Below are 24,581 nucleotides of genomic sequence, written 5' to 3' on the forward strand. Positions count from 1 at the left end.
TCAAAGCCCAACCATTCGGCGTATGTCATCTGGGCTGGCTCCGTCGGCCCGGTACTTTGCAATTGCGCGGGCATCGTCGCGTTTGGCCAGCCGTTTGCCGGCATCATCGCGGATCAGATCATGATGGAAATACTCGGGTGTCGGTAGGTTCAACAACGCCTGCAAAAGAACGTGGATGCGGGTTGCTTCGAACAAGTCCCGCCCTCGAACCACCTGTGTTACGCCCTGAGCGGCATCGTCAAGCACAACGGACAAGTGATACGACGTCCCCATGTCGCGGCGGGACAGAACTACATCACCTATGGTGGTAACTACCTCATCAGGCGTGAAAGTGATAATGCCGGTTTCGCCGTCCGGACCCGATCCCAACTCAAGAAATTGGTACCTGTCCAGGTTGCAGACCGCCTGACACGCCTTGACCACGTCCAATCGCAAGGGGTCCTGAGTTGGACGAGGAAGGATCGATAAATCTTTGCCAAAAAACCTTTTTCGACAGGTCCCGGGATAAACAAGCCCGTCGGGTCCAAGCATGGGTGCGCCTTCCTGCGGCGCACTGGCTGCTGCTGCGATATCTTTGCGATTACACGTGCATGGATACAAAAGCCCCTGCGCCCATAGCTGGTCCAACGCCTTATGGTAAACGTCCATACGATCCGATTGGCGCATTACGGGTTCTGGCCATGTCAGCCCCAGCCATCTGAGGTCGCTGTATATCTGATCCTCCCATAGCTGTCGTGAGCGGGATCGATCGATATCCTCAATTCGAAGCAAGAACCGGCCGCTTTCAGATGCGGCCCTATCGCTGGCAACCAACGCGGAATACGCGTGCCCAAGGTGAAGGGGGCCTGTTGGGGATGGCGCAAAGCGCGTTACAAGAGTCACGCTTTTTCTAATACATACACGTCAGAGTTAAGGTTGATCCCAGGCAGGTGGGGACCGTGTTCACGAAATAACAAACGTGCTGCCCCCATGTCGACCCAATCCGTCAGACGGCAAGTGAATTTATGGTCCGCCAACGCATGATCGTTCAGCGAAAAGCCAAGCAAACCGCCCTTGGGCAGTGCGTGCATCAACAAATCCAGTGTCTCGGGCGGGGCAGCACCTTTTCCGATCACTCCTATGGCTGTGATCATCGTGTACTCCCCACGCTTCAACGGCGCGGGTTTGGCGATATCGAATCCGGTCAATGCTCGGTAAACGCCTTTGCTGGCGGCTTCCTGAAGCATGTTCTCTGTTGGATCCATCCCATCGATGACCTCAAAGCCAACTGCGCGCAGGGCAAGCCCCGACAACCCGGTGCCGCAGCCGTAATCCAGAATGGGTGTCTGAGGCTTCGGTGCGAAAGACCACAAAGCCGCTGCAACACGGCCCGGCGTGGCGTAACCGTGTTCACCAACTTCCTTTTCATAGGTTGCAGCCCAGTTCTGATAGTGCGCTTCAGTCGCTTCAGGCGTGCTAAGGTTGTATGTGCTGTTCAGAAACGTGTCGTTCATTCCAGCATGCTAGGCCGAGACCGCATTACGCGTCCAGTCAGCAATGCTCCAACCAGGTACTCCATTCGGCTTTGGCCCGGTCGGTATAGGCCTTGTACCGGTCTTTACGACCCCGACGCCCGCCTTTCAGACCATCCACGGGGCGAAACAGGCCGAAATTCACGTTCATCGGCTGAAAGGTCTTGGCCTCGGCACCGCCCGTTATGTGGTGAATCAAAGCACCCATTGCGCTGTCTTGCGGAACGGTTGGCAGGTCACGCCCCAAAATCTGAGCGGCGGCAAGCCGACCGGCCAGCAACCCCATCGCGGCGCTTTCTACATAGCCTTCGACACCCGTGATCTGTCCGGCAAACCGGATGTTGGGTTTGGATTTCAACCGCATTTGCGAATCCAAAAGCGTGGGAGAGTTGATGAACGTGTTTCGGTGGATGCCGCCCAACCGGGCGAAGCTGGCATTTTCCAAACCCGGGATCATACGGAACACTTCGGTTTGGGCACCATATTTCATCTTGGTCTGAAAACCCACGATGTTGAACAAGGTGCCCAAAGCGTTATCACGGCGCAGCTGCACCACCGCATGAGGTTTCACGTCGGGCTCATGCGGGTTGGTCAGCCCGACCGGTTTCATCGGACCATGGCGCAGCGTTTCGCGACCGCGTTCGGCCATAACCTCGATGGGTAGACAGCCGTCGAAGTAACCTGCTGTCTCTCCTTCGTGAAATACGGTTTTATCTGCTGCCAGAAGCGCGTCTATGAAGGCTTCGTACTGGTCCCGGTCCATCGGACAGTTCAGATAGGCTGTGCGTTCTTCTTCGGTCTCGCCCTTGTCGTAGCGTGATTGCATCCACGCTTTGCTCATGTCGATGCTCTCGGCATAGACGATCGGTGCGATGGCGTCGAAAAAGGCAAGTGCGTCAGACCCTGTCTCGGCCTGGATGGACTGACCCAGCGTGGGTGACGTCAGGGGACCGGTCGCAAAGATCCACTGGCCTTCGTCGGGCAGGGTCGTCACTTCTTCGTCGGTTACCGTCACACGCGGGTGGGTGCGAAGTTTTGCGGTCACACTTTCTGCAAACGGGTCACGATCCACAGCCAGCGCGCCACCGGCTGGCAGGCGGTGTTCATCGGCCGTTGTCATGATCAACCCATTGGCGGCGCGCATTTCCCAATGCAGCAGGCCCACGGCATTCTGCTCATCATCATCCGAGCGGAACGAGTTCGAACACACCATTTCCGCCAGATTGCCGGTCTGATGTGCAAAGGTGCCGATGGTCGGACGCATTTCGTGGATCACAACATCCACACCCATTTCAGCAGCTTGCCAGGCCGCTTCTGACCCGGCCATGCCGCCGCCTACAATATGCAAAACTTGTGTCATGCGATGCCACATAGGGCAGACCACAATCGGGCGCAACTGAGGCAAAGCGGTTTCGCGAATTTTATGGAAGGGGTCTTGGGGTCGCCGCTGCGGGATTGTCAGCGCTGGTGAGAGAGACCAGCTGGAGGGACCTTCCGCCCACGGCGACCCAAAAGTGTCCTGAGGCCTTGGCCTCGACCCAGCTTTGCCACAGTGTCGCCCTTTTGAAAAGTGCAAAATTCAAAACAGTGGCGAAAAATGTGCAAAACAATTGCATTATTGGGACCAATTTGGGGGGCGTTTTTCGATAAAGGCTGAAATGCCTTCTTCTGTATCCCGGTACAGCATGTTTTGCGCCATTACGTCGCCGGTATAGGCATAGGCCTGATCCAGCGGCATCAGAAGCTGTTGATAAAAAGCCTCTTTACCGATTTTGACAGCGACTCCCAGCTTGGAGGCAACCTGTTCTGCAAGCGCGTTGGCTTCTTGTTCAAGATGCGTCATGGGGACAACGCGGTTGACCAAACCCAAATCGGCAGCACGTTCGGCTGATATGAAGTCTCCTGTTGTCAGCATCTCAAATGCCTGCTTTCTGGGGATATTGCGGCTGAGGGCCACCATTGGGGTGGAGCAGAATAAGCCGATATTAACCCCGTTCACTCCAAACCGCGTGTCTGCGGCGGCGACGGCCATGTCACAGGTTGCCACCAACTGACACCCGGCGGCGGTTGCAATGCCGTGGACCTGTGCGATGACGGGCTGGGGTAGGGAATGGATTGACATCATCACCTTCGCGCAGCGCGAAAACAGGTCATTGAAATAAGCTTTGCCGCCATCTTCGGACTGGCGTCCGGCCGTCATCTGTTTCAGATCGTGGCCAGCGCAAAATGCCTTGCCCTGACCCGCCAGGATCACTGCCCGGATCGATGTGTCTTCACGCAACGTGTCCAGTTCAGCCTGAAGCGCCGACAGCATCTCGTCACTCAGCGCGTTCAGCCTCTCTGGGGCGTTCATTGTAAGCCGCGCAACAGCGCCGGTGTCGTTACGTTCCAGAATTGCCATCTTGCCCTCCGATCCCATGTTGGGCCAACTCTAGGTCGGTATGAGCAGGAGGGAAAGCATGGCGTTGGCAATGAACCGGGACGAACTGTCACAATACCTTAAGCAGGTTTTCCCGCAGGTGCACAAAGACTTTGTCGTCGAGGACCTGACCGAAGATACAATCACCATGCGCCTTGTTGTGCAGGATCAGCATCTGCGGCCGGGGGGCACGGTTTCGGGGCCATCCATGTTTGGGTTGGCCGATGTTTGTGTATACGCAATGGTTCTGGCGCGAAAAGGGCGTCAATCCCTGGCGGTCACAACGAACAGTTCCCTGGATTTTTTGCGCAAACCAGAAGGCAACACGGACATGATCGCCAAATGTCGCCTGCTGAAACTGGGCCGGACTTTGGCCGTCGGTGACGTGCTTATGTATTCCGATGGCGCAGAAGACCCAGTTGCCAGAGCGACGATGACCTATTCCCTGCCACCTGCAGGGTCTGCAGCCGCGAAATTCGGATAAAAAAGACCGGGGACAAGCCCCGGCCTAGGAAGAGGTCCCAATAATGGGACTGGGGATCAGTTAAATCTGCCAAAAATGGCGCTTTACTTCGCGGCGCGCATCATGACGGGTCAGACCGACGTCTTTCAGCAAGCGGTCATCCAGATAACTAAGATTGACGCGGCTGCGGCGACGACGCTCCCATTGAGTGACCGCTGCCGCAAACCGCACGGCCAGTGCAGCGGCCAGAGGCAGCCGGGGGCTGTCGGTCAGCAGCAGAAGGGCGGGGGTGTGCATTGTGCGTGTCATCTCGGAATTCCTTTCAAATTGTATTGACACAAATTAGCTGTACTTGGTACACATGACTGATACATTCGAAATTGTGTCAAAAGCAAAGGAAGAATTGTAATGGATACAATTTGGCCAGAGGCGCTGTCAAAATCTAAAGGACCGAAATACACTCTGGTTGCTGACACAATTCGAAAAGCCATAGATAACAAATCTTTGGAAGTCGGTGTCAAACTCCCTCCGGTGCGCGAACTGGCGTATCGTCTGCAAATAACACCTGGTACAGTCGCGCGCGCCTATACAATCCTGACAGATGAGGGGTTGTTACAAGCCGAAGTCGGACGTGGTACATTTGTTGCGCCGCCGAAATCGCCCATTCTTGACGACGTTTGGGCGCGGCAACTGCATCTTCGCGACGACAAGTACAATGCCAATGTAAGCCTGTTCAGCCCAAGGTTGGCGGATATGGGGCAGGTGTCCCTGATCCGTGAATGTCTGAAAAAAGTGTCGCAAGCCGATCCGGGTTTGTTTCTGAATTACCCGACGCGCGATGCGTACCAGCCCGTGCGACAGGCGGTTGTGGACTGGTTGTCAGATCTTCCGCTGGGTGCACTGACCCATGATGATATTGTGTTGACACATGGTGGCCAGAACGGGCTTTGCGTTGTGTTTCAGACGATCCTGCGCGGGCCCAAACCTGTCGTACTGGTCGAGGACCTGTCTTATGCCGGGTTCCGTCGCGCAGGCGAACTGATGCGCGCGGAAGTGGTCGGTGTGAAGATGGACAAATGGGGTGTCGATCCCGCAGCGTTGGAGCATGTTCTGCGCCAGACCACAGCGCAGGCCGTCTGTGTGTCGCCAGAAGTTCAGAACCCAACGGGCGCGCACACACCGTTGGAGCGGAGGAAAGAGATCGTTGAGATTGCCCGTCGCTTTGATTTGCAGATCATTGAAGATGACTGCTATCGCATGGGCGATGCCCGAGAGCCCAGCTTTCGGGCGCTGGCGCCTGAACGGGGATGGCACGTGTCATCAATCTCGAAGATTCTGACACCGGCATTGCGTGTGGGTTTTGCTATCGCTCCCAGAGAAAAAAGTGTGGATCTGCGCCGGTCCGCTGAATACGGATATTTCGGATTGGCCCAGCCCCTGGCGGAATTGACCCGCCTTCTGCTGTCCGATCCGCGTACGCGTCAGATCGCCAAGGATGTGCGTACGCGGATGGGGGATTATCTACGCGTTGCCGTCAATACCCTGGGTGGGTTTGATTTGAACTGGGCCCCGGACGTTCCCTTTGTCTGGTTGAGCCTTCCGTCTGGCTGGCGGTCGGCTGCATTCAGTCGCGCGGCCGAGCGGGAAGGAATACAACTCCGATCCGCCGACGAGTTCGCGCTGCGCGATGGGCGCGCGCCGAACGCGGTACGTATTGCCATGAATGGTCATGTGTCACTGGAACGGTTCGAGGACGCGATGCAGCGCCTGCGTGTTCTATTGGACAATCCGCCTGAACAAATCAGCGTTTGAATATGGGGTAATATAATACCTATTTTCTAAGTATTTGGTTTTACATGCATAAATAAGACTAATGCCGCTTGACCTGCGTGCAGGCACCTCATAAAACCCGTCCATCGAATTCGGGCCGCTCCGCTGGGGCGGTCTTTCACATCAAACAGGACTATCCTGCCATGAAAACCTTTTCTGCAACACCTGCAGACATCGACAAGAAGTGGATCCTGATCGACGCCGAAGGCGTTGTTCTGGGCCGTCTTGCTTCGATCGTCGCCATGCGCCTGCGTGGCAAGCACAAAGCGTCGTTCACCCCGAACATGGACATGGGCGACAACGTCATCGTGATCAACGCTGACAAAATCCAGATGACCGGCAAGAAGCGCGAAGAAAACTTCTACTGGCACACTGGCCACCCGGGCGGCATCAAGTCGCGCACCAAACAGCAGATTTTGGAAGGTGCGCACCCCGAGCGCGTGGTCTTCCAGGCCGTCAAGCGCATGCTGCCAGGCAACCGCCTGTCGCGCCAGCAGATGACCAACCTGCGTATCTATGCCGGTGCCGAGCACCCGCACGAGGCCCAGGCCCCCGAAGTTCTGGATGTCAAGTCCATGAACAAGAAAAACACCCGGAGCTAATGACCGATGGTTGATCAGATCAATACTCTCGAAGAGCTGAGCGCCGTCGCAGGCGTTGAAACCGTGGCCGAAGAAGTCATCGTGCGTGAACCCGTACGTGACGAGCTGGGCCGTTCCTATGCCACCGGCAAGCGTAAAGACGCTGTTGCCCGCGTCTGGATCAAGCCGGGTTCCGGCAAGGTCACCGTGAACGGCAAAGATCAGGACGTCTATTTTGCACGCCCCGTTCTGCAGCTGATCCTGCGCCAGCCGTTCCAGGTTGCCGGCGTAGAAGGTGAATTCGACGTTGTTGCAACCGTCAAAGGCGGTGGCCTGACCGGTCAGGCCGGTGCGGTCAAGCACGGCATCTCGAAAGCGCTGCAACTCTATGATCCGAACCTGCGTGGTGCCCTGAAAGCCGCTGGCTTCCTGACCCGCGACAGCCGCGTTGTGGAACGTAAGAAATTCGGTAAGCGCAAAGCCCGCCGTTCGTTCCAGTTCTCGAAGCGTTAATTCGCCGGGAATACCCAAAAGAAAGGGCTCGCACTTGCGAGCCCTTTTGCTTTGCGCGGGTCAGGGATTCATTCTTCGTGAACGAGTTTCCACGCACCGTTTTCAACAACGTTGACGAACACAGTATCCGCGCCCTGATGGTCTTCAGGACCATAGGTGATGTGATTGCCGACCAGATCATCCTGATAATCCAGAGTTTCCATCGCTGCGATGAAACTGTCCTGCGTCAGATCGGGGCCTGCGGCTTCTAACGCCTTGACCATCATCTCAGCCGCCGAATAACCCAGCATGGCAAATCCGACCGGATCTTCGCCCGTGGCTGCCTTGTATTCCTCGATAAATGCGGCCGGGGCAGGTTGATCCGCACGCGCCCAAAGATCCTGCCACGAAGCTGCCGCGTAGAATCCATCAGTCACGCCACCGGGCACCTGCGCCACGACCGTCAGGAAACTGGCCGAGGTGCCGAGAAATTTCATATCAGTCAGGCCCATTTTCTTAGCGGTGCCCACGACGGTGATCGCCTGCCGCACCCCAAGCGCCATGGTGACGATTTCGCAACCCTCTTCCTTGAGCTTGCTCAGCGATCCGACAAAGTCCGTCTCATCCGGTTTATGGGTGGTTTCTGATCCAAAAGTGATCCCGGCCTCTTCGGCTCCGGCCTTGCTGCCTTCTAGAATTTCCTCACCAAAATCTGTCGGCAGGTACATGGTGCAGACCGTCTTTGATCCAAACTCGCCTGCCAGATAGTTCACACCGACACGCGCCTGATCGAAATAGGTCGAGAAAGAGGTGAACTTGTTCCGCATGGGTTCCTGCAACATCTGACGCGCAGCAGTAAGAGGCGCCACGTTGGGAATGCCCTTGGGATCCAACAGCTTGAAACCTGCCATGTTCATCGGCGTTCCAAGCGACTGCAACATGGCAAATACCTTGTCGCGATTCAGCAGTTTGTTATAGCCCTGCATGGCTCGCGGCATCTGATAGCCATTGTCTTCGACCACGTAACGAATTTTGCGCCCGTGTACGCCACCAGCCGCATTCACCCGATCAAAGACAACATTTGCACCTTTGGTTGCCGGAACACCAACCGCGGCGAAAATCCCGCTCAGGTCGTTGACAGAACCAATGACAATCTCATCATTGGTCACGCCCTGTGTTTGCGCCCAACCAAGTGTTGCCGATGCTGTCAGCAATGATGCAGCCGCCAGACTGTTGCGTAATTTCTTCATCTCTTTCCTCCCGTTAATCTTTTGGTCAAGTGTACATGTCTTCGATCAGATGCCCGTGTTTCTTTTCCACCAATCCGCGCTTCAGCTTCATCGTGGCTGTAAGCTCGTCGTCTTCAGCGGTCAGCAGGACGTCAATCAGACGGAAATCCTTGATCTGCTCGACCCGGGCAAACTCTGCATTCACAGCGGCAATTTCTGAACTGATCAACTGCCTGATTTCCGGTGCTGCGCATAGCGAGGCGAAATTCGAGAAGGGGATTTTATGGCCCTGCGCGTATTTTTCGACATTTTCCTGATCAATCATGATCAGTGCCGTCAGAAATTTACGCCTGTCCCCGATGAGGATTGCGTCAGCGACATAGTGACTGAACTTAAGGCGGCTTTCGATCTCGGCTGGGGTGATGTTCTTACCACCTGCGGTGATGATGATATCCTTAAGGCGGCCGGTAATGGTGACATAGCCATCCTTATCTATTGACCCCATATCACCGGTACGCAGCCAGCCGTCGGCGGTAAAGGTTTCTGCGGTTTTCGCGTTGTTGCGCCAATATCCCTGAAAAATGTTCAGGCCCTTCAGTTGGATTTCGCCATCGCCCGAGATACGGATGTCGCAGCCTTCGACGGCTTTGCCTATGGTTCCGATCTTATTGCTGTCTGTGGTGTTGAGCGTGGCAAGGCCCGAAGTTTCGGTCATCCCGAACCCTTCCACCAACGGCACGCCGATGGACCAGTACCATTTCAGCAGATCAGTCGAGATTGGGGCGGCACCTGTTCCGCCTCGTCGCAGTTTGTCCAGACCCAGCATCCGGCGCAGGTTTTTCAAAACCAGCTGATCCCAGAACCAGAATCTGGTGGCGACGCCGGATGGAACTGGTTGGCCTGCGCTCAGATATCCGGCACGGCGCGCACCAGCTTTCAATGCCAAACCGAATGCCAGCCGCCCCAAAGGCGTGGCTTCCTGTGTTAGGATCTGGACATGTGAGTAGATCTTTTCCCAAACCCTTGGCACCGCTGTGAAGGTTGTCGGCGAAACCTCCTGAAGGTTTGCAAAAACAGTTTCAGGGCTTTCGGCAAAATTGACAGTGCAGCGGGCCGCCAAAGGAAAATAGACCGAGACATTACGTTCCAGAATGTGACACAGGGGAAGGAAACACAGCTGTTCATCGCCGGGCAGTGCTGGCAGCGCCCTTGCAGCGGATTCGATGGCGGCCAGAATGTTTTCATGGCTAAGCATCGCGCCTTTCGGCTGACCGGTTGTGCCCGACGTATAGACCAGCAAGGCAGTGTCCTGCGGTTTGGCCAATGCAATTTCCGCTTCGAAGCGCCCGGGCTCGGCCAGTTCTGCCTTTTGGCCCAAGGCGAACAGCTCGTCGATCATCATGCAGCGCGGATGGTTCAGGTCATGCAATCCTTCGTCCTCAAGGATGATTACCTTGATCAGATCGGGAACCTCGGTCTCAATTCCCAGAAACTTGTCCAGATGTTCTTCGTCCTCGACAATCAGAAACCGGCTGCCGCTGTCGTTGATCAGATACTGCAACTGACTGGCGGAATCCGTGGTGTAGACGCCGGACGCGATACCGCCAACGCCCTGAATACCCATGTCGAGCCAGGCCCATTCCTTGCGATCTTCGGACAGGATAGAGACCACATCGCCACGTTCCAGTCCCAGCTTGCGCAAGGCCAGCCCGATCCATTTGGCATGCTGCCAGTAATCGGCCCAGGAATAGGATTTCCAGATACCAAGGTCTTTTTCGCGATGCGCCGTTCGGCTGCCCAGTTCGGCACATCGGCTTTGGAACAACTCAGCAATGGTGATGCAGCCATCAACTCGCACCGGGCGCTGACCTGCCGTTGCGTTGAGCTGAACGCCGTTTATCACGACCTGTGGGGGTAGGGGCGTGGCGTCCATCCGTTTTACCTCCACGTCTTTTTCCGCTTCCAGCGGCGGCTTTCGCGCGCGCCTTCTTCTTGTTTTCCAAGATAGAAGCTTTGGATATCCTCGGATCGCGAAAGCGCGTCGGCGGCCCCGTCCATGACGATGCGACCGACCTCCATGACATAGCCGTGATGCGCCAGTTCCAGCGCCGCGTTGGCATTCTGTTCAACCAGCAACATCGTCATATTCTTTTCTTCGTTCAGACGTTTGAGAATGCCAAAGATCTCTTGCACCAGCAGAGGGGACAGGCCCAAAGACGGCTCATCCAGCAACATGATACGAGGTCTGGCCATCAATCCGCGCCCTATGGCCAGCATCTGTTGCTGCCCACCCGAAAGGGTTCCGGCCTCTTGCGACCGACGGCTTTTCAGAACCGGAAAATAACGAAAAACCAGCTCACGATCCTGTTCGATCTGGTCTTTGTCTTTGCGGGTGTAGGCGCCGAGGCTTAGGTTTTCATCAACCGTTAACAGAGGAAACACTTCGCGCCCTTCCGGGATGTGGACCACCCCGCGCTGGACAACCTTGTGCGGCTCCCAGCCCTGGATGTCACCGCCGTCAAAGGTAATCGTTCCCTTTTCCGGGTCCATCACTCCAGATATGGTTTTCATCAAAGTGGTTTTGCCTGCGCCGTTTGCGCCAAGGATCGACACGATTTTTCCTTCGTGCACATCCAGAGAAACGCCCCGAATGGCCATGATCGGACCGTAGAAACTTTCGATATTGCGAACTTGCAAGATCGGAGCGTTCATGAGGCTTTCCCCAGATATGCCTCGATCACGGCCGGATGCGATTGCACGTCTGCAGGTGGCCCGAGGGCCAGCTTTGCCCCATCTGCCATGGCCAGGACCCGGTCGGACACGCCTGATACCAATCCCATGTCGTGTTCGACCATCAGCACGGTAATTCCCATTTGCCGCCGGATATCGTCGATCCACCAGCGCATATCGGTCGTCTCTTCCACCGACAGCCCCGACGCCGGTTCATCCAGCAACAGTAGCTTGGGATCAGTCGCCAAGGCACGTGCCACTTCGACCACTTTGCGCACGCCGTAAGGCAGCCCTGAAATCATCTTGTCGCGATAGGCCTGCAGGTCGAGGAAATCGATGATCTGTTCAACTTTTTCCCGGTTCTCCAGCTCTTGCCGTCGGACTGAAGGGGTGAACAAAAGTTCCGAAATCAGGTTCGTCTTGCGGTGCCGATGCCGTCCAACCAAAAGGTTTTGCAGGACAGTTGCGTGTTCGAAGAGCTCGATGTTCTGGAAGGTCCGCGCCACACCAAAGGCCGCCACGCCTGACGGTTTGACCCGAAGCAGATCGTGACCATCAAACCGGATCGACCCTGAAAACGGTTCGTAAAAGCGCGAGATCAGGTTGAAGACCGTCGATTTGCCCGCGCCATTCGGCCCGACTATGGCAAAGACTTCGCCCTGCTGAACTTCGAAGGACAAATTGTCCACGGCCGTCAGGCCACCAAATTTCAGGGTAACGTTTTCAAATTCAAGCAAGCTCATCTCAGACGCTCCGTCTTGAGATAGGATTTCTGCCGTTTGAACATGTCCTTGCGATAGAAGGGAAACAGTTCGAACCAGGTGCGGATTTTCAGCCAGCGGCCATAGATGCCCATGGGTTCGAAAAGGATGAAGCCGATCAGGATCATGCCAAAGATGCCGAACTCCAGCCCCGGAATGGCAACGGTGTTTCCGCCGATGATCGCGCCGACATATTCCTTTGAAATCGATAGAAACTGCGGCAAAAAACCGATGACAATCGCGCCCAGAAACGCGCCGTGGATCGAGCCCAGCCCGCCGATAACGATCATCATCAGCAATTGGATCGAGATCAGGACGCTGAAGGTTTCATTGTTAAACGCACCAGCAAACAGACCCATCAACGCGCCGGCCCAACCTGTAACCGCACAGGACAGGGCGAATGAAATCATCTTTGTTCGCGCGATATCTATACCCATCGCCTGCGCCGAAACCTCGGAGTCGCGCACGGCGATGAAGCTGCGACCCAATGGGGCCCGCAGCAGGTTTATATATCCCAACGTGACCAGAACGGTGACGAACAGAACCAGCCAGTAAAAAAGATCAGGCGTCCCCCAGCGGTCAACCGTAAGGCCAAAGATCTCGACCCCGCCGATATATTTACCAGCGACACCACCAGTGATCGGCTCGGACAGAACGATGATGTCATCCATCAGGATGGACAGCGCCATGGTAAAGATCGCCAGGTAGATACCGTGAAGCCGCAGCGCAGGGACTGCGACGGTCACACCCGCGATCCCGGTCAGAATTCCGGCCAGCGGAAACGCGACTAGAAAAGGAACGCCTGCCTCAATCAGGGCCACGTTGGCGTAACAGCCAAAGGCCAGAAAGGCCGCATGGCCCAGGCTGACTTGCCCTGTATGTCCGGTCAGGATCATCAGACCCAGACCGGCGATGGCCCAGATCAGAACGTTTGTCAGTTCACCCAGATAGAAATCGTCCAGTGCGAAAGGCGCGGCCGCGACGACAAACAGTAGAAGCAGATAAAGGCGCAGCTGGAACCCGTCTTTCCAGGGGCGGATATCCTGCATGTAGTCGGTTTTGAAAACGATCCGCATGGCTCAGACCTTCTTGACCCGGACCTGACTGAACAGCCCGTTTGGTCGGAAGATCAGGACGGCAAGCAGCAAAGCGTATGGCGCGACCTGGCTGTAACCTGCCGCAATGTACCGGCTGGCGAAGGGTTCGATAATGCCGACAATCAGCCCTCCGGCCAATGCACCCGGCAAACTGCCGAATCCGCCGATAACGGCGGCGGCAAACGCCTTGATGCCCAGCAGTCCGGTTGTCGGATCCACAGCGCCTTTTGCAGCAAAGAGAATTCCGGCAATTCCTGCAACGCCTCCGGCCAAAGCCCAGACCCATCCCTGAACACGCCTGACGGGAATGCCCATGTAATAAGCTGCCAGCTGGTTTTGCGAGGCACCCTGCATCGCCAGACCCAGCTTGGTGCGGCTGAAGAAAACATAGAGTGCCCATGTCAGCAGCACCGTAACAACGATTATCGCGACATCCTCCATCCCCAGCACAAGACCGCCCATACGCACTTCTTTGCCCGCAAGCGGGTTTTGCAGCGTTTGCGGCTCGTGCCCCCAGATCAGACCGGCAACGAAACGGATCACAAAGCCCAAAGCAATGGTCAGTATGACAACGGCGGTCTGGCTTTCACCGAACAAGCGGCGAATGATCAGGCGATCCAGAAGAAAACCGAGCGCGCCCATTATTCCCAATGAAACAGGCAGAGCGAGCCAGAACGGCAACCCCATGTATTCGGTATTTGTCAGGCCGATGGTCACAAATGCGCCCAGCATCATGAAATCGCCCTGCGCAAAGTTCACCGCTTCGGTAGCCTTGTAGATCAGTACAAAGCCAAGCGCGATCAGGCCGTAGACACACCCGTTCGCCAGCCCGCTAATCAGCAGCTGCGCGTTATCCACACTGTCCTCCCTCCACCGGTTTTCCAGCGTCTTCGTCCGCCCGCGTGTATCCTCCGGTAACGCAGGTGAGTTCTACTATGGGGTGATAATCACCTTTCCGTCACTCTTTTTCAGCGCATCGGCAAGATTCGACACAAGATTTTCGAGAGTAAGGTGTTCGGAAACATCCGTTTTCCAGCGTCCATCGGCAAAGCGGGCCTGAACTTCGGCCACAACCCGCATTTGGTCAGCGGGCGGTGTCGACATCATCCATTGCGTCAGCCAGAAACCTTCGATCCGTTTGCCCATGAAGATCAGCTGGCCGGTCTGAGAAAGCGTTGGCGCTTCGGTCGAAAGTTTGCCGTAGCTGACCCAGCGCGCCCGGTTGGGCATGGTGCAGAACAGTTTCTCGGACAGTTGATCCGTCAACGCATCAAGGAAGACCCGAGGTTTCAGCGTGGCGCTTATCGCGGCAAACTTCTCGACGATTTCAGGATCGGACGTCACAAGCACTTCGGCAGCTCCAAGACTTTTCAGCGTGTCGACTGTCTCGGCCCGGCGCACCAGCGCGATGGGTTTCAACCCCAGATCACGCCCGAGGCTGCACATCAGTTTTCCCAATTGGCTGGACGCAGCGGATATCACAAATGCATCGCCGTCTTCCCTTGCCATGTCCACCATCGCCATCGCGGTGAGAGGGTTGACGATTTGCGCGGCGCCGTCATCATCTGAAATATCCGGACGCAAGGGAATACACATTTGCATCTGCGTCACGATGTATTCCGCCCAGGCGCCGGAACCTGCGGCCACGAAAGCGACGCGCTGTCCCTTCAGCGCCTCGGCACCTTTTCCGGTTGCAACGACGTCGCCACAGCCTTCGAAGCCGGCCGCGGCACCTTTGACGCGCGGCTGGCCGTATTCACCCTTAATGAAGTGGAGGTCGGACGGATTGACCGACGACGCGCGCAGGCGGATCAAAACCTGACCGGGGCCGGGATTGGGAACGGGCAGTTCCGCGGGTTCAAGCCAATCAGCCGCATTCTCGATGACTGGTCCGGTCGAAGTGGCCGAGTACCCGCCGTGTTTCAGGATGGCAGCTTTCATTGTTTGGGGCAGGTCAGTCATGGGATCGTCCTCAAGATGGCTTGTTCAATGTGCACACCCCCTTAAACAGGAGATTGCCAACGGGCGACCTCGGGGTGAGGATGTGTTGTCGGGGCAGCCAATCAAAAGCCGAACACTGGGTCAATTCAGAGAAACGATAACGTAAGGGCACGACTGGAAAATTGGCGTGCGGGGTAGGGGCCGGAAACTGGCAACCGGCCCCTTCTTTGTTACTGCTGCGTCAACAGCGCGGTCAGTTCCTGAATCTTCAAGGCGATGGTTTCAGGCGACTCTTTAATGTCATTTACAATCTTGATCGCCTGTTCTTTCAGATCCGTGGCCAATGTGCTGTCCTGAATCGAGCTCATGATACCTTCATAGTCGAAATTGGTGGGGTCCAGCTTGCCTTCCTGAATCCAGGAGCTCAGCAATTCCTGTCCCTGACCCGCCAGCGCCGCCACCTGATCACCGGCTTGCTGTGCTGCCTCGGATGCTTGTTCCGCAACAGACGAAGCTGCCTCACTGGCTTGATCGGCAACCGACGATGCGGCTTCCTGCGCCTGTTCGGTCAAGGATGAAGCTGCCTCGCTGGCCTGTTCTGTTGCGTCTTCAAGCGCGTCAGTCGCAGCTTCCTGAGCAGTTGACGCGGCATCAGCCACTGCATCGCCCGCCTCCTGCGTTGCGGATTGCACTTGTTCAGCCGGGGTTTGTTCGGACTGGTTGAGATAGTAGTAACCACCAACACCGACAGCGGCGATGATGATCAGGATAAGAATACGCGACATGTGTGTCTCCTTTGGAAAATGTGTCGCTGGGATGCGTTAAATGTAGCGGAGATACAAAGGGGAATTCCTGTGAATTCTCAGCAGAATACAGGTTTGGGCCGTGCTACGCTGATTGCACCAGATTTCACGGCAAGAACACGCCGGGTGACCCAGGCCACTACATTTTCTGACAGCGAACCACTTGTAATTTTGTTGAGAACCCAAATCAGACCGGAAGACGTTTTCTGACAGCCTTCGATATTGGGAATGTGGCGGAGAGACAGGGATTCGAACCCTGGGTGGGCTTGCACCCACAACGGTTTTCGAGACCGCCCCGTTCGACCACTCCGGCACCTCTCCGCGGGGGTCTGTGAGGGGGGGATTTAGTCAGGAACGAACGGGGGCGCAAGCAGAAAATTCCGGAAATCGTGATTGCCGGGATTTTCCGTTGCCTGCCGGCGCAAAACACCTACTCTGAAAGGTATGACACAGTTTGCACACCGCATCGCCTTTTGGTTTCTCGCCCCGTTTCTGGCGCTTGTTCTGGTTCCTTTGGAGCTTTCTGCGGCGAACCGGGATCGGATTGAGGCTTTTCTGACGACGACCGGTTTTGACGTAGCTCTTGAAAGCATCGCCCTGAGCTCACGGTCCGCGCCGCAGATGTTGGGTGTTGACCCAGAGGGTTTCGGCTCGGACTGGACCCGTTTGACGGACGAGGTTTTTGAAGTCGGTGCAATGCACGACACCGCAGTTTCCATTCTGGAACAGACCCTAAGTGACGAGGCCCTGGCACACGCTGTCGAGTTTTACACGTCTGACCTTGGTCAACGTCTGGTCGTGGCCGAAAATGCCTCACACATGCAAGAGGACGATGACGTCAAGCAATTGGCAGGCCAAAGGATCATTTCTGATCTGATCAAGAACGGGTCGAAACGGGTCGAAAGTTTTAAACGCATGAACACGGCGATCGATTCCACAGGTACGGCGTTGCGTGCCTTGCAGGAAATTCAGGTGCGCTTCCTGCTGGCGGCCAGCGCATCGGGAGTCATCGAGCTACAGCTGGACGGGGATGAACTGCGTGAATTGATGAAGCAAAATGAACCGGCAATGCGTCAGTCACTGCAATTGTCCAATCTGGCGGGCGCTGCTTACACCTATCAGGATTTTTCCGACGCTGATGTCGATACATATGTTGACGCGCTGGAACAGCCGCTGATGCAGGAAGTTTACGAGCTGTTGAACGCCATCCAATATGAGATCATGGCCATGAGGTTCGAGGTTCTGGCCGCACGGATGGCCGAGTTGCACCCGGCACAGGACATTTGATGCAGCGCGCTATTCTGGCATTTGTGGTCGCCCTGTGTTGGGCACTGCCGCTGTATGCCGATGGAAAAGTCGACCGACTGGCGAAAGCCATGCGCCTGACACAGGTGATGGAAATCCTTGTTCACGAGGGGCAGGGCCATCGCGAGACTCTTGACGATACTTTTTTGGATAACAAGGGTGGCGCTTTTTTCGAGTCGCAGGTCAATCGTATCTACGATCCCCTTTGGATGCGGGAACATCTGACGGACGCCTTCAAAGAAGGTATGTCCGATGTTCAGCTTGATCAGGCCATCTTGTTTTTTGAAAGCGATCTTGGCCAGACCATCGTAACACTGGAAAACTCGGCCCGGCGCGCCATGTCGGATCAGGCAATCGAAGACATGGCCCGAGAAGCCTACAAATCCGCAGAACGCAGCACCGCTCAGTTTGCTTTGGTCAAGGAATATATCGAGGCAAATGACCTGATCGAAAAGAATGTTCAGGGGGCATTGACGTCTGACTACAGCTTCTTTCAGGGACTTGATGTTGAAGCGCGGACCGATGATCAGGAACTGCTGGCAGAGCTTTTGTTGCAGAAAGAAAGCCGGGCCGAGGACACTGAGGAGTGGCTTTATTCGTTTCTTCTTATGGCCTACCGCCCGTTGGACGAGGCGCAGATGCGCGAAAATATCGCGTTTTCCAGAACCGAGACGGGACAGGCCCTGAATGACGCCGTGTTTGACGGCTTTGATCGCATGTTCAATGATATTTCCTATCGCCTGGGGCAGGCGGTTGCACAGGCGCTGAGGGCGTCCGATCTTTGACGCCGCTTTGGTGTTGACTTTTACCTGTAATCTATGGATAAGCGCGCATCCCGGCCGGTTTTCCGCGCCGGGTATCGTTATTATTTGGCCCTCATGACGTTGTCAGGGGCCATTCACACAGCCCGAAAAGGGCGCGCTGTTCGAGGTGGCTTTCAAGTTTCTTGGGGCCAAAACACCCAACCGGGGACCACAGAACGCGGGTTAGAAAAGGAAAGACGCATGTTTGCGGTCCTCAAGACTGGCGGCAAGCAGTACAAGGTTCAGGCGGGCGATATCCTCCGCGTTGAAAAACTGGCTGCCGACGCAGGTGAAAAAGTTCAATTCAACGATGTTCTGATGCTGGGCGGTGACGCTCCGGTCGTTGGCGCACCTTTCGTTGCAGGCGCAGGCGTTCAGGCCGAAGTGATCGAACAGATCAAAGGTGACAAGGTCATCAAGTTCGTCAAACGCCGTCGTAAGCACAGCTCGAAGCGTACCGTTGGCCACCGTCAGAAACTGACACTGGTCAAAATCACCGACATTCTGGCGTCGGGCGCCGACAAATCCGGCATCAAAGCTGCAACCGGTTCCGCTCCGGCTGGCGAGGCGGCACCCGCTGCAAAGCCTGCCAAGAAAGCCGAAGCCAAGGCAGAAGCACCCGCTGCTGCCGCTGCTGACGATCTGACCCAACTGAACGGTGTCGGCCCTGCCGCCGCCAAGAAGCTGGTTGAGGCCGGTATCGAGAGCTTTGCCGCTCTGGCCGCCTTGTCGGATGAGCAGATTGCTGCTATCGAAACGGTCAAAGTGAAACCCGAATGGGTTGAGCAAGCCAAAGAATTGGCTAAAGGCTAAGGAGAGAGAGAATGGCACATAAAAAAGCTGGCGGTTCCTCCCGTAACGGTCGCGACTCAGCTGGTCGTCGCCTTGGCGTAAAACTGTATGGTGGCCAGGCCGCTATCGCAGGCAACATCATCGTGCGTCAGCGCGGCACCAAGTTCTGGCCGGGCGAAGGCGTAGGCATTGGCAAAGATCACACCATCTTTGCAACTGTCGATGGCGCCGTGAAGTTCCACAAGGGACTTAAAAACCGCACCTTTATTTCGGTCCTGCCAGTGGCGGAGGCCGCAGAGTAAGCCGAGACCCAGAAGGTTTAAGAAAAATTCATGGGGGACCGGCACAAAGTGCCGGTCCCCTTTCTCGTTTTAACGCAGTCGTGATCGAAAGAACCGATGACAGTCGCAACCACCAGTTTCCTGATCTTTGCCGCCTCTCAGGTCGGTACGCCGGGGCCGGCCAACATGGTCCTGCTGGGAACGGGTGCGCGCTATGGGTTTCGTGCCGCATTACCTTTTGTGGCCGGTGTCGTGCTTGGTAAGCAGCTGATTATCTGGCCCGTGGGCTTTGGTCTGCTGGAACTGGCGGAACAGGTTCCGACGGCCTTTGCGGCGCTGAAATATGCTTCGGCTGCATATATTTGCTGGCTGGCGTGGAAGATCGCGAATTTGCGACTGTCGCGCGAAACTGCGGTTGGTGATGTTCCGGGATTCTGGGCGGGGTTGATCGTGCATCCGCTGAACCCAAAAGCCTGGGCCATGATTGTTGCAGGTTTTACGGGCTTTGTCGCGGCGGGGACGTCCAGCTTTGACGCAACGCTCACGATCGCTCTTAGTTTGTTGATCTGCCAGATTGTTTTGCACCCGATCTGGACTTTTGCGGGGGATAGAATCGCGCATGCGGTTGAAGGTCGCCCGGCGGAAAAATATCTGATGTGGACGTTGGCGGGTCTTACGGTCGCGTCCGTACTATTCGTGTTGTTCGGAGGAGGAACACACCAATGAAGCTTGAGACAATAATAAATCAGCCGGTCATTGAAACCGAGCGGTTCGATCTGCGCCCCCTGCGCCGGTCAGATATGGGCCTTATCGAGCATTATGCAGGTGATGAGCGCGTGGCGCGGATGACCACCAGTATTGCACATCCACTGGCCCCCGGTTCGATCGAAGCCTTTGTAACCCGTTCGATGGCTGACAACCGGGACGAGGACGTCTGGGTCATGGATGCCACCAAGGACGGTGGCCCGGAACTGATCGGTGTGATTTCGCTGAAACGGCTCGATCGGAATCAGTCTGAAGTCGGCTATTGGGTCGCGCCGATCTATTGGAACACGGGCATTGCCTCGATGGCTGTGGAAGCGCTTGTTAACGCCAACCCGCTGGAAAACGCGACGATGTTTGCCAGTGTGTTTCAGGACAATCCGGCCTCGGCCCGGGTCCTGACCCATTGCGGGTTCCAGTATCTGGGCGATGCGGAAAGCTATTCGGTGGCGCGCGATGCGAATGTGCCCACCTGGACATACAGTAAAAAACTCTGACTTGTGGCCGATGGGGCCTTTGCAGTAGGGGACACACATGAAATTTCTCGATCTCGCAAAGGTCTACATCCGGTCCGGGGCCGGCGGTAGCGGCTGCGTCAGCTTCAGACGCGAAAAGTTTATCGAATACGGCGGCCCCGATGGCGGGGACGGCGGCAAAGGCGGGTCTGTCTGGGCCGAAGTTGTGGATGGGCTGAACACCCTGATCGACTTCCGCTATCAGCAACACTTCTTCGCCAAAAACGGGCAACCGGGCCGGGGGCAGCAACGCACTGGCAAGGATGGGGACGATATCGTTCTGCGTGTTCCGGTTGGCACTGAAATCCTGGACGAAGACGAAGAAACCGTCATCTGCGACCTGACCGAAGTCGGGCAACGCGTTCTGCTGGCCAAGGGCGGAAATGGCGGCTTTGGCAACCTGCATTTCAAGTCCGCCACCAATCAGGCCCCGCGCCGCGCCAATTCGGGGCAGGCGGGGATTGACCGCACAATCTGGCTGCGGCTCAAGCTGATCGCCGATGTGGGTCTTTTGGGTATGCCGAATGCAGGCAAGTCGACCTTTCTGGCGGCCACGTCGAATGCGCGGCCCAAGATTGCCGACTATCCGTTTACCACGCTGCACCCCAATCTTGGCGTTGTCGGCGTGGACAACGTCGAATTTGTTGTGGCCGATATCCCGGGCCTGATCGAAGGTGCTCATGAAGGCCGTGGCATTGGTGACCGTTTTCTGGGTCACGTGGAACGCTGTGCCGTGTTGTTGCATCTGGTCGACGGCACCTCTGCGACGGTCGCCGATGATTACCGCACGATCATTCACGAGTTGGAAGCCTATGGCGGCGAGCTGGCTGAAAAGCCCAGGATCACTGTTCTGAACAAGATCGACGCGCTGGATGACGAAGAACGTGCCCTTGTCGTCGCAGAGCTTGAGGAGGCCGTGGGCGGCCCCGTCATGACGATGTCCGGTGTGGCGCATCTGGGTGTAACCGAAGTTCTGCGGGCGCTGCGCAGCCAGATTGACGACAACCGTGTGCGTCAGAAACCCGCTGAGGAGGCACAGCCTTGGCAACCCTGACCTCGGCACGCCGTCTGGTGGTAAAAATCGGGTCGGCTTTGCTGGTTGATCGCGACACTGGCCTGCTGCGGTCTGACTGGCTGCTGTCGTTGGCGCAAGATGTTTCCTGGCTCAAGGGGCAGGGGAAAGATGTGATCCTTGTTTCGTCCGGTTCGATTGCACTGGGTCGCGGCGTTCTGGGCCTGCCGATGGCGGCACTGCCCTTGGAACAGTCACAGGCTGCTGCTGCGGTTGGGCAAATCCGGCTTGCACGCGCTTATGAAGAAGCGTTGGCACCCCATGGGATCACCACGGCGCAGGTTCTGGTGACGCTTGAAGACAGCGAAGATCGCCGCAGGTATCTGAACTCACGCGCAACCTTGGAAACTCTGCTTGGGTTGGGCGTCGTTCCGATCGTCAATGAAAACGACACGGTCGCAACGGACGAAATCCGGTATGGCGACAATGACCGCCTTGCCGCGCAAATCGCCGTAACAGTAGGCGCCGACCAACTGATTCTGCTGTCGGATGTGGATGGTTTCTATTCCGGTAATCCAAAAGAAGATTCTTCGGCGACGCGCTTTGAAACAATCGACAGGATCACACCCGAGATTGAAGCCATGGCTGGTGATGCGGGATCGGGCTTGTCCAAAGGCGGGATGAAGACAAAGCTGTTGGCGGCCAAGATGGCAACCGCTGGTGGTTGCGCCATGGCAATTACTGAAGGGTCGGTTCTGAACCCTCTGAAAACGCTCGAAAACGGTGCCAATTCCACATGGTTTACCGCGACATTGGATCCACACGCTGCCCGCAAACGCTGGATTTCGGCGATGAAACCTCGGGGTGAGATTACCGTGGACGAGGGGGCGGCCAAGGCACTGGCCAATGGCAAAAGCCTGCTCCCTGCCGGGATTGTGGAAGTGACCGGAGATTTCGGCCGTGGCGATCCTGTCGCCGTCCTTGATCTGGAATCCCGCCGTCTGGCTCAGGGGATCAGCCGGTATACGGCGCAGGAAGCCGATGCGATCAAGGGGCGTAAGTCTTCTGAGATTGAAGCGACGCTGGGCTATCCCGGTCGCGCAGCCCTCATCCACCGGGACGATCTGGCCCTTTAACCTTCAATAAGATGATCTGAAAGGCACGCGATATGAAAGACTTCGACAGCATTCCTGCTCTGATGGAAGATCTTGGGAAACGTGCCAAAGCCGCTTCGCGTGAACTGGCTTTCGCAACAGCTGAACGAAAGCACGCGGCGCTGATTGCAGCCGCCGACGCGGTTTGGGCCAATCGGGCACGGATCATCGAAGCCAATCAAAAAGATCTGGAATTCGGCCGCGACAAGGGACTGAGCCCCGCAATGATGGATCGCCTGATGCTGGATGAGGCGCGTGTTCAGGGCATGGTGGACGGGCTGAGAACCGTCGCGGATCAGGCCGATCCGGTGGGTGAGGTTCTGTCTGAATGGAATATGCCCACGGGCCTTAACATCCAGCGCGTCCGGACACCGTTGGGGGTTATCGGCGTGATCTATGAAAGCCGACCCAACGTGACTGCGGATGCCGGGGCGCTGTGCCTGAAATCGGGCAATGCGGTAATCCTGCGTGGCGGATCCGAAAGCTTTCATTCCTCAACCGCGATCCATGCCTGTCTGGTCGAAGGGCTGAAGGCCGCGAACCTGCCCGAAGACGCCATTCAACTTGTGCCCACACGCGACCGCGCCGCGGCGCAGGAGTTGCTGACATTGACCGACTATGTCGACGTCATCGTTCCACGCGGAGGCAAGGGACTGGTGGGCCTTGTACAACGAGAGGCCCGTGTGCCGGTCTTTGCTCATCTCGAAGGCATCGTGCACATTTACATCGACAAGGCTGCTGATCCGCATAAAACGCTGGAAGTTGTGCTGAATGCCAAGACCCGCCGCACTGGTATTTGCGGAGCCGCTGAATGCTTGCTGGTTCATCAGGATATCGCCGACACACTGGGGCGTGACGTGGTTGCGGCACTGGTCCAGTCAGGCGTCGAGGTTCACGCCGACGGTGTTCTCGCTGGGGAGGGTACAGTTGCTGCTACGGCGGAAGACTGGGGAAAAGAGTTCCTCGACAGCGTGATCGCGGCGAAGCCCGTTGCCGATATTGATGCCGCGATTGCTCATATTCAGCTATACGGCTCGAACCACACCGATTGCATCATGACCGAGGATGACGCAGCAGCGGCCCGTTTCTTTGAGCGTCTGGACAGCGCAATCCTTATGCACAATGCCTCGACTCAGTTTGCGGATGGTGGCGAGTTTGGCATGGGGGCAGAAATCGGAATCGCGACGGGCAAGATGCACGCGCGCGGGCCGGTTGGGGCGGCGCAATTGACCAGTTTCAAATATCTCGTGCGCGGGAACGGAACGATCCGGGCTTAAAACCGAAGTGACACGCGGGTTGCCGAGGTTTCAACGGCAATCCGCCGACCCATCGCAGCTGCCGTTTCAGGCAGCAACGCGAACTGAACGTGCGCGGGCGTGATCTTGGTGGGAAACCGACCTGTCACGACGTTCTTCCAAAGATCACTATCGACATTCAACCGGTCTGCAACCCCGGTCACTATCCAATTGTTACCTTGATTGACGATCTCGACCGCGCCGCCCAGCGGCATAGCACTTTCGCAGCACATAAGCGCCAGAAAGGCCAGTTTGACCTGATTACGCGGCACTGGCCCGGTCAGGTTCCAGTTGACCCGTATCCGCCCGGCACGCTCGATATCTTTCAGCAGTTCGGTTACTTCGGTCCGACCAAGCGGCTGATCACTGGCCGAACCAAAGGCAACGCGGAAAAAGCGAATACGTGCCCCGGCGCTTCCGACACTGCCCGAGATCAGTTCCATCTCGGGGCCCTGTACGGCGCCCACCATATCCAACAGCTCAAGCCCGTTGGTGATCGCGCCGATCGGGCTGATTAGATCATGGCAAATCCGCGAACCGATCAATTCGGCCAGGTTGACGTTGCTCTCGCCCATGCGTACCTCCGACTGTATCTGCCGCACGTCCCGGAGGCCCCTATGACAGACATGAATGCTATACTTGCACCGGGCATGTTTGTCCGCCACCCGGATTTTCCCGAATGGGGCGTCGGACAGGTTCAGTCCAACATTGCAGGCAAGATCACCGTGAACTTTCGCGAGCAGGGAAAAGTGGTGATCGACGGAACGCGCATCGCCCTGATGCCGGTCTTTGATCTGTGAAAGTG

General features: G+C 56.5%; 28 protein-coding genes and 1 tRNA gene. 14 read left to right on the forward strand and 15 right to left on the reverse strand.

The window, feature by feature from the left end; genetic code table 11:
- The 4 genes from gluQRS to ACR0BZ_RS04200 all read right to left on the reverse strand — a co-directional run bounded on the left by gluQRS (nt 1) and on the right by ACR0BZ_RS04200 (nt 3,912).
- Complete coding sequence (gene gluQRS, locus ACR0BZ_RS04185) at nt 1-882, reverse strand: tRNA glutamyl-Q(34) synthetase GluQRS (protein WP_480919533.1); 882 nt, start codon at nt 880-882, stop codon at nt 1-3.
- On the reverse strand, nt 879-1,493 hold the full coding sequence (locus ACR0BZ_RS04190; RefSeq protein WP_480919534.1) for a class I SAM-dependent DNA methyltransferase: 615 nt from the start codon (nt 1,491-1,493) through the stop codon (nt 879-881). The genes gluQRS and ACR0BZ_RS04190 overlap by 4 nt, the downstream gene beginning before the upstream one ends.
- Before the next feature lie 37 nt (nt 1,494-1,530).
- Complete coding sequence (trmFO, locus tag ACR0BZ_RS04195) at nt 1,531-2,871, reverse strand: methylenetetrahydrofolate--tRNA-(uracil(54)-C(5))-methyltransferase (FADH(2)-oxidizing) TrmFO (protein WP_480919535.1); 1,341 nt, start codon at nt 2,869-2,871, stop codon at nt 1,531-1,533.
- Between the two features lie 255 nt (nt 2,872-3,126).
- Nucleotides 3,127-3,912 (reverse strand): enoyl-CoA hydratase, encoded by a 786-nt coding sequence (locus ACR0BZ_RS04200; protein WP_480919536.1) that lies wholly within the window; start codon nt 3,910-3,912, stop codon nt 3,127-3,129.
- A 58-nt stretch (nt 3,913-3,970) separates the two neighbouring features.
- Between ACR0BZ_RS04200 and ACR0BZ_RS04205 the strand changes: the two genes are divergently transcribed.
- Entirely contained in the window at nt 3,971-4,414 is a 444-nt protein-coding gene (locus ACR0BZ_RS04205) for a PaaI family thioesterase (protein WP_480558422.1), read from the forward strand.
- 60 nt (nt 4,415-4,474) lie between these two features.
- Here ACR0BZ_RS04205 and ACR0BZ_RS04210 read toward each other — a convergent pair whose 3' ends face one another.
- A complete protein-coding gene (locus ACR0BZ_RS04210) occupies nt 4,475-4,702 on the reverse strand; it encodes a DUF1127 domain-containing protein (protein WP_480472702.1) in 228 nt (75 codons plus the stop codon).
- Nucleotides 4,703-4,801: 99 nt separating this feature from the next.
- Here ACR0BZ_RS04210 and ACR0BZ_RS04215 point away from each other — a divergent pair, with 99 nt between their 5' ends.
- The 3 genes from ACR0BZ_RS04215 (at nt 4,802) to rpsI (ending at nt 7,317) form a co-directional block, all read left to right on the forward strand.
- Nucleotides 4,802-6,205, forward strand: coding sequence for an aminotransferase-like domain-containing protein (locus tag ACR0BZ_RS04215; RefSeq protein ID WP_480919537.1), 1,404 nt, complete (start codon nt 4,802-4,804; stop codon nt 6,203-6,205).
- A gap of 161 nt (nt 6,206-6,366) precedes the next feature.
- Nucleotides 6,367-6,825, forward strand: a complete 459-nt coding sequence (gene rplM / locus ACR0BZ_RS04220) for a 50S ribosomal protein L13 (RefSeq protein ID WP_209503960.1) — start codon at nt 6,367-6,369, stop codon at nt 6,823-6,825.
- A gap of 6 nt (nt 6,826-6,831) precedes the next feature.
- Nucleotides 6,832-7,317: a 30S ribosomal protein S9 gene (gene rpsI / locus ACR0BZ_RS04225; RefSeq protein ID WP_209503959.1), complete on the forward strand. Its 486-nt coding sequence runs from the start codon at nt 6,832-6,834 to the stop codon at nt 7,315-7,317.
- Nucleotides 7,318-7,385: 68 nt separating this feature from the next.
- Here the strand turns inward: rpsI and ACR0BZ_RS04230 are convergent, their stop codons facing one another.
- The 9 genes from ACR0BZ_RS04230 to ACR0BZ_RS04270 all read right to left on the reverse strand — a co-directional run bounded on the left by ACR0BZ_RS04230 (nt 7,386) and on the right by ACR0BZ_RS04270 (nt 16,178).
- Nucleotides 7,386-8,546: an ABC transporter substrate-binding protein gene (locus ACR0BZ_RS04230; protein ID WP_480919538.1), complete on the reverse strand. Its 1,161-nt coding sequence runs from the start codon at nt 8,544-8,546 to the stop codon at nt 7,386-7,388.
- 25 nt (nt 8,547-8,571) lie between these two features.
- On the reverse strand, nt 8,572-10,458 hold the full coding sequence (locus ACR0BZ_RS04235) for an AMP-dependent synthetase/ligase (RefSeq protein ID WP_480919539.1): 1,887 nt from the start codon (nt 10,456-10,458) through the stop codon (nt 8,572-8,574).
- 5 nt (nt 10,459-10,463) lie between these two features.
- Complete coding sequence (locus ACR0BZ_RS04240) at nt 10,464-11,237, reverse strand: ABC transporter ATP-binding protein (protein WP_480919540.1); 774 nt, start codon at nt 11,235-11,237, stop codon at nt 10,464-10,466.
- Nucleotides 11,234-11,998 carry an ABC transporter ATP-binding protein gene (locus ACR0BZ_RS04245; protein WP_480919541.1) on the reverse strand — a complete coding sequence of 255 codons (765 nt, stop codon included), beginning with the start codon at nt 11,996-11,998 and terminating at the stop codon, nt 11,234-11,236. The genes ACR0BZ_RS04240 and ACR0BZ_RS04245 overlap by 4 nt, the downstream gene beginning before the upstream one ends.
- Nucleotides 11,995-13,092: a branched-chain amino acid ABC transporter permease gene (locus tag ACR0BZ_RS04250; protein ID WP_267364860.1), complete on the reverse strand. Its 1,098-nt coding sequence runs from the start codon at nt 13,090-13,092 to the stop codon at nt 11,995-11,997. Before ACR0BZ_RS04250 ends, ACR0BZ_RS04245 begins: the two co-directional genes overlap by 4 nt.
- Before the next feature lie 3 nt (nt 13,093-13,095).
- Nucleotides 13,096-13,971: a branched-chain amino acid ABC transporter permease gene (locus ACR0BZ_RS04255; RefSeq protein ID WP_480485668.1), complete on the reverse strand. Its 876-nt coding sequence runs from the start codon at nt 13,969-13,971 to the stop codon at nt 13,096-13,098.
- A gap of 75 nt (nt 13,972-14,046) precedes the next feature.
- Nucleotides 14,047-15,054, reverse strand: a complete 1,008-nt coding sequence (locus ACR0BZ_RS04260) for an alcohol dehydrogenase catalytic domain-containing protein (protein ID WP_480919542.1) — start codon at nt 15,052-15,054, stop codon at nt 14,047-14,049.
- Nucleotides 15,055-15,284: 230 nt separating this feature from the next.
- The gene (locus ACR0BZ_RS04265; protein WP_480919543.1) at nt 15,285-15,839 is read right to left on the reverse strand and encodes a hypothetical protein; all 555 of its coding nucleotides are present in this window, start codon (nt 15,837-15,839) and stop codon (nt 15,285-15,287) included.
- 249 nt (nt 15,840-16,088) lie between these two features.
- Nucleotides 16,089-16,178 (reverse strand) — tRNA-Ser (locus tag ACR0BZ_RS04270).
- Nucleotides 16,179-16,301: 123 nt separating this feature from the next.
- On the opposite strand from ACR0BZ_RS04270, the gene ACR0BZ_RS04275 reads away from it, so the two are divergent.
- The 9 genes from ACR0BZ_RS04275 (at nt 16,302) to ACR0BZ_RS04315 (ending at nt 23,758) form a co-directional block, all read left to right on the forward strand.
- On the forward strand, nt 16,302-17,144 hold the full coding sequence (locus ACR0BZ_RS04275) for a DUF2059 domain-containing protein (protein WP_480919544.1): 843 nt from the start codon (nt 16,302-16,304) through the stop codon (nt 17,142-17,144).
- Complete coding sequence (locus ACR0BZ_RS04280; protein ID WP_480919545.1) at nt 17,144-17,947, forward strand: DUF2059 domain-containing protein; 804 nt, start codon at nt 17,144-17,146, stop codon at nt 17,945-17,947. Before ACR0BZ_RS04275 ends, ACR0BZ_RS04280 begins: the two co-directional genes overlap by 1 nt.
- 219 nt (nt 17,948-18,166) lie before the next feature.
- On the forward strand, nt 18,167-18,778 hold the full coding sequence (locus ACR0BZ_RS04285) for a 50S ribosomal protein L21 (RefSeq protein ID WP_480480969.1): 612 nt from the start codon (nt 18,167-18,169) through the stop codon (nt 18,776-18,778).
- Between the two features lie 11 nt (nt 18,779-18,789).
- A complete protein-coding gene (gene rpmA / locus ACR0BZ_RS04290) occupies nt 18,790-19,059 on the forward strand; it encodes a 50S ribosomal protein L27 (protein ID WP_050602452.1) in 270 nt (89 codons plus the stop codon).
- Nucleotides 19,060-19,155: 96 nt separating this feature from the next.
- Nucleotides 19,156-19,764, forward strand: a complete 609-nt coding sequence (locus tag ACR0BZ_RS04295) for a LysE family translocator (RefSeq protein ID WP_480919546.1) — start codon at nt 19,156-19,158, stop codon at nt 19,762-19,764.
- On the forward strand, nt 19,761-20,297 hold the full coding sequence (locus ACR0BZ_RS04300; protein WP_480472732.1) for a GNAT family N-acetyltransferase: 537 nt from the start codon (nt 19,761-19,763) through the stop codon (nt 20,295-20,297). The genes ACR0BZ_RS04295 and ACR0BZ_RS04300 overlap by 4 nt, the downstream gene beginning before the upstream one ends.
- 37 nt (nt 20,298-20,334) lie before the next feature.
- On the forward strand, nt 20,335-21,369 hold the full coding sequence (gene obgE, locus ACR0BZ_RS04305; RefSeq protein ID WP_480919547.1) for a GTPase ObgE: 1,035 nt from the start codon (nt 20,335-20,337) through the stop codon (nt 21,367-21,369).
- Nucleotides 21,357-22,463, forward strand: a complete 1,107-nt coding sequence (gene proB / locus ACR0BZ_RS04310) for a glutamate 5-kinase (protein WP_480869285.1) — start codon at nt 21,357-21,359, stop codon at nt 22,461-22,463. The genes obgE and proB overlap by 13 nt, the downstream gene beginning before the upstream one ends.
- A 32-nt stretch (nt 22,464-22,495) precedes the next feature.
- A complete protein-coding gene (locus tag ACR0BZ_RS04315) occupies nt 22,496-23,758 on the forward strand; it encodes a glutamate-5-semialdehyde dehydrogenase (RefSeq protein ID WP_480919548.1) in 1,263 nt (420 codons plus the stop codon).
- Here the strand turns inward: ACR0BZ_RS04315 and ACR0BZ_RS04320 are convergent.
- Nucleotides 23,755-24,351: a histidine phosphotransferase family protein gene (locus tag ACR0BZ_RS04320; RefSeq protein ID WP_480480960.1), complete on the reverse strand. Its 597-nt coding sequence runs from the start codon at nt 24,349-24,351 to the stop codon at nt 23,755-23,757. The two genes, ACR0BZ_RS04315 and ACR0BZ_RS04320, sit on opposite strands and share 4 nt — an antisense overlap.
- A 42-nt stretch (nt 24,352-24,393) precedes the next feature.
- Here ACR0BZ_RS04320 and ACR0BZ_RS04325 point away from each other — a divergent pair, with 42 nt between their 5' ends.
- On the forward strand, nt 24,394-24,576 hold the full coding sequence (locus tag ACR0BZ_RS04325) for a DUF3553 domain-containing protein (RefSeq protein ID WP_267364751.1): 183 nt from the start codon (nt 24,394-24,396) through the stop codon (nt 24,574-24,576).
- The last annotated feature ends 5 nt before the right edge of the window (nt 24,577-24,581 follow it).

The sequence above is a fragment of the Ruegeria sp. P8 genome (assembly GCF_056534665.1).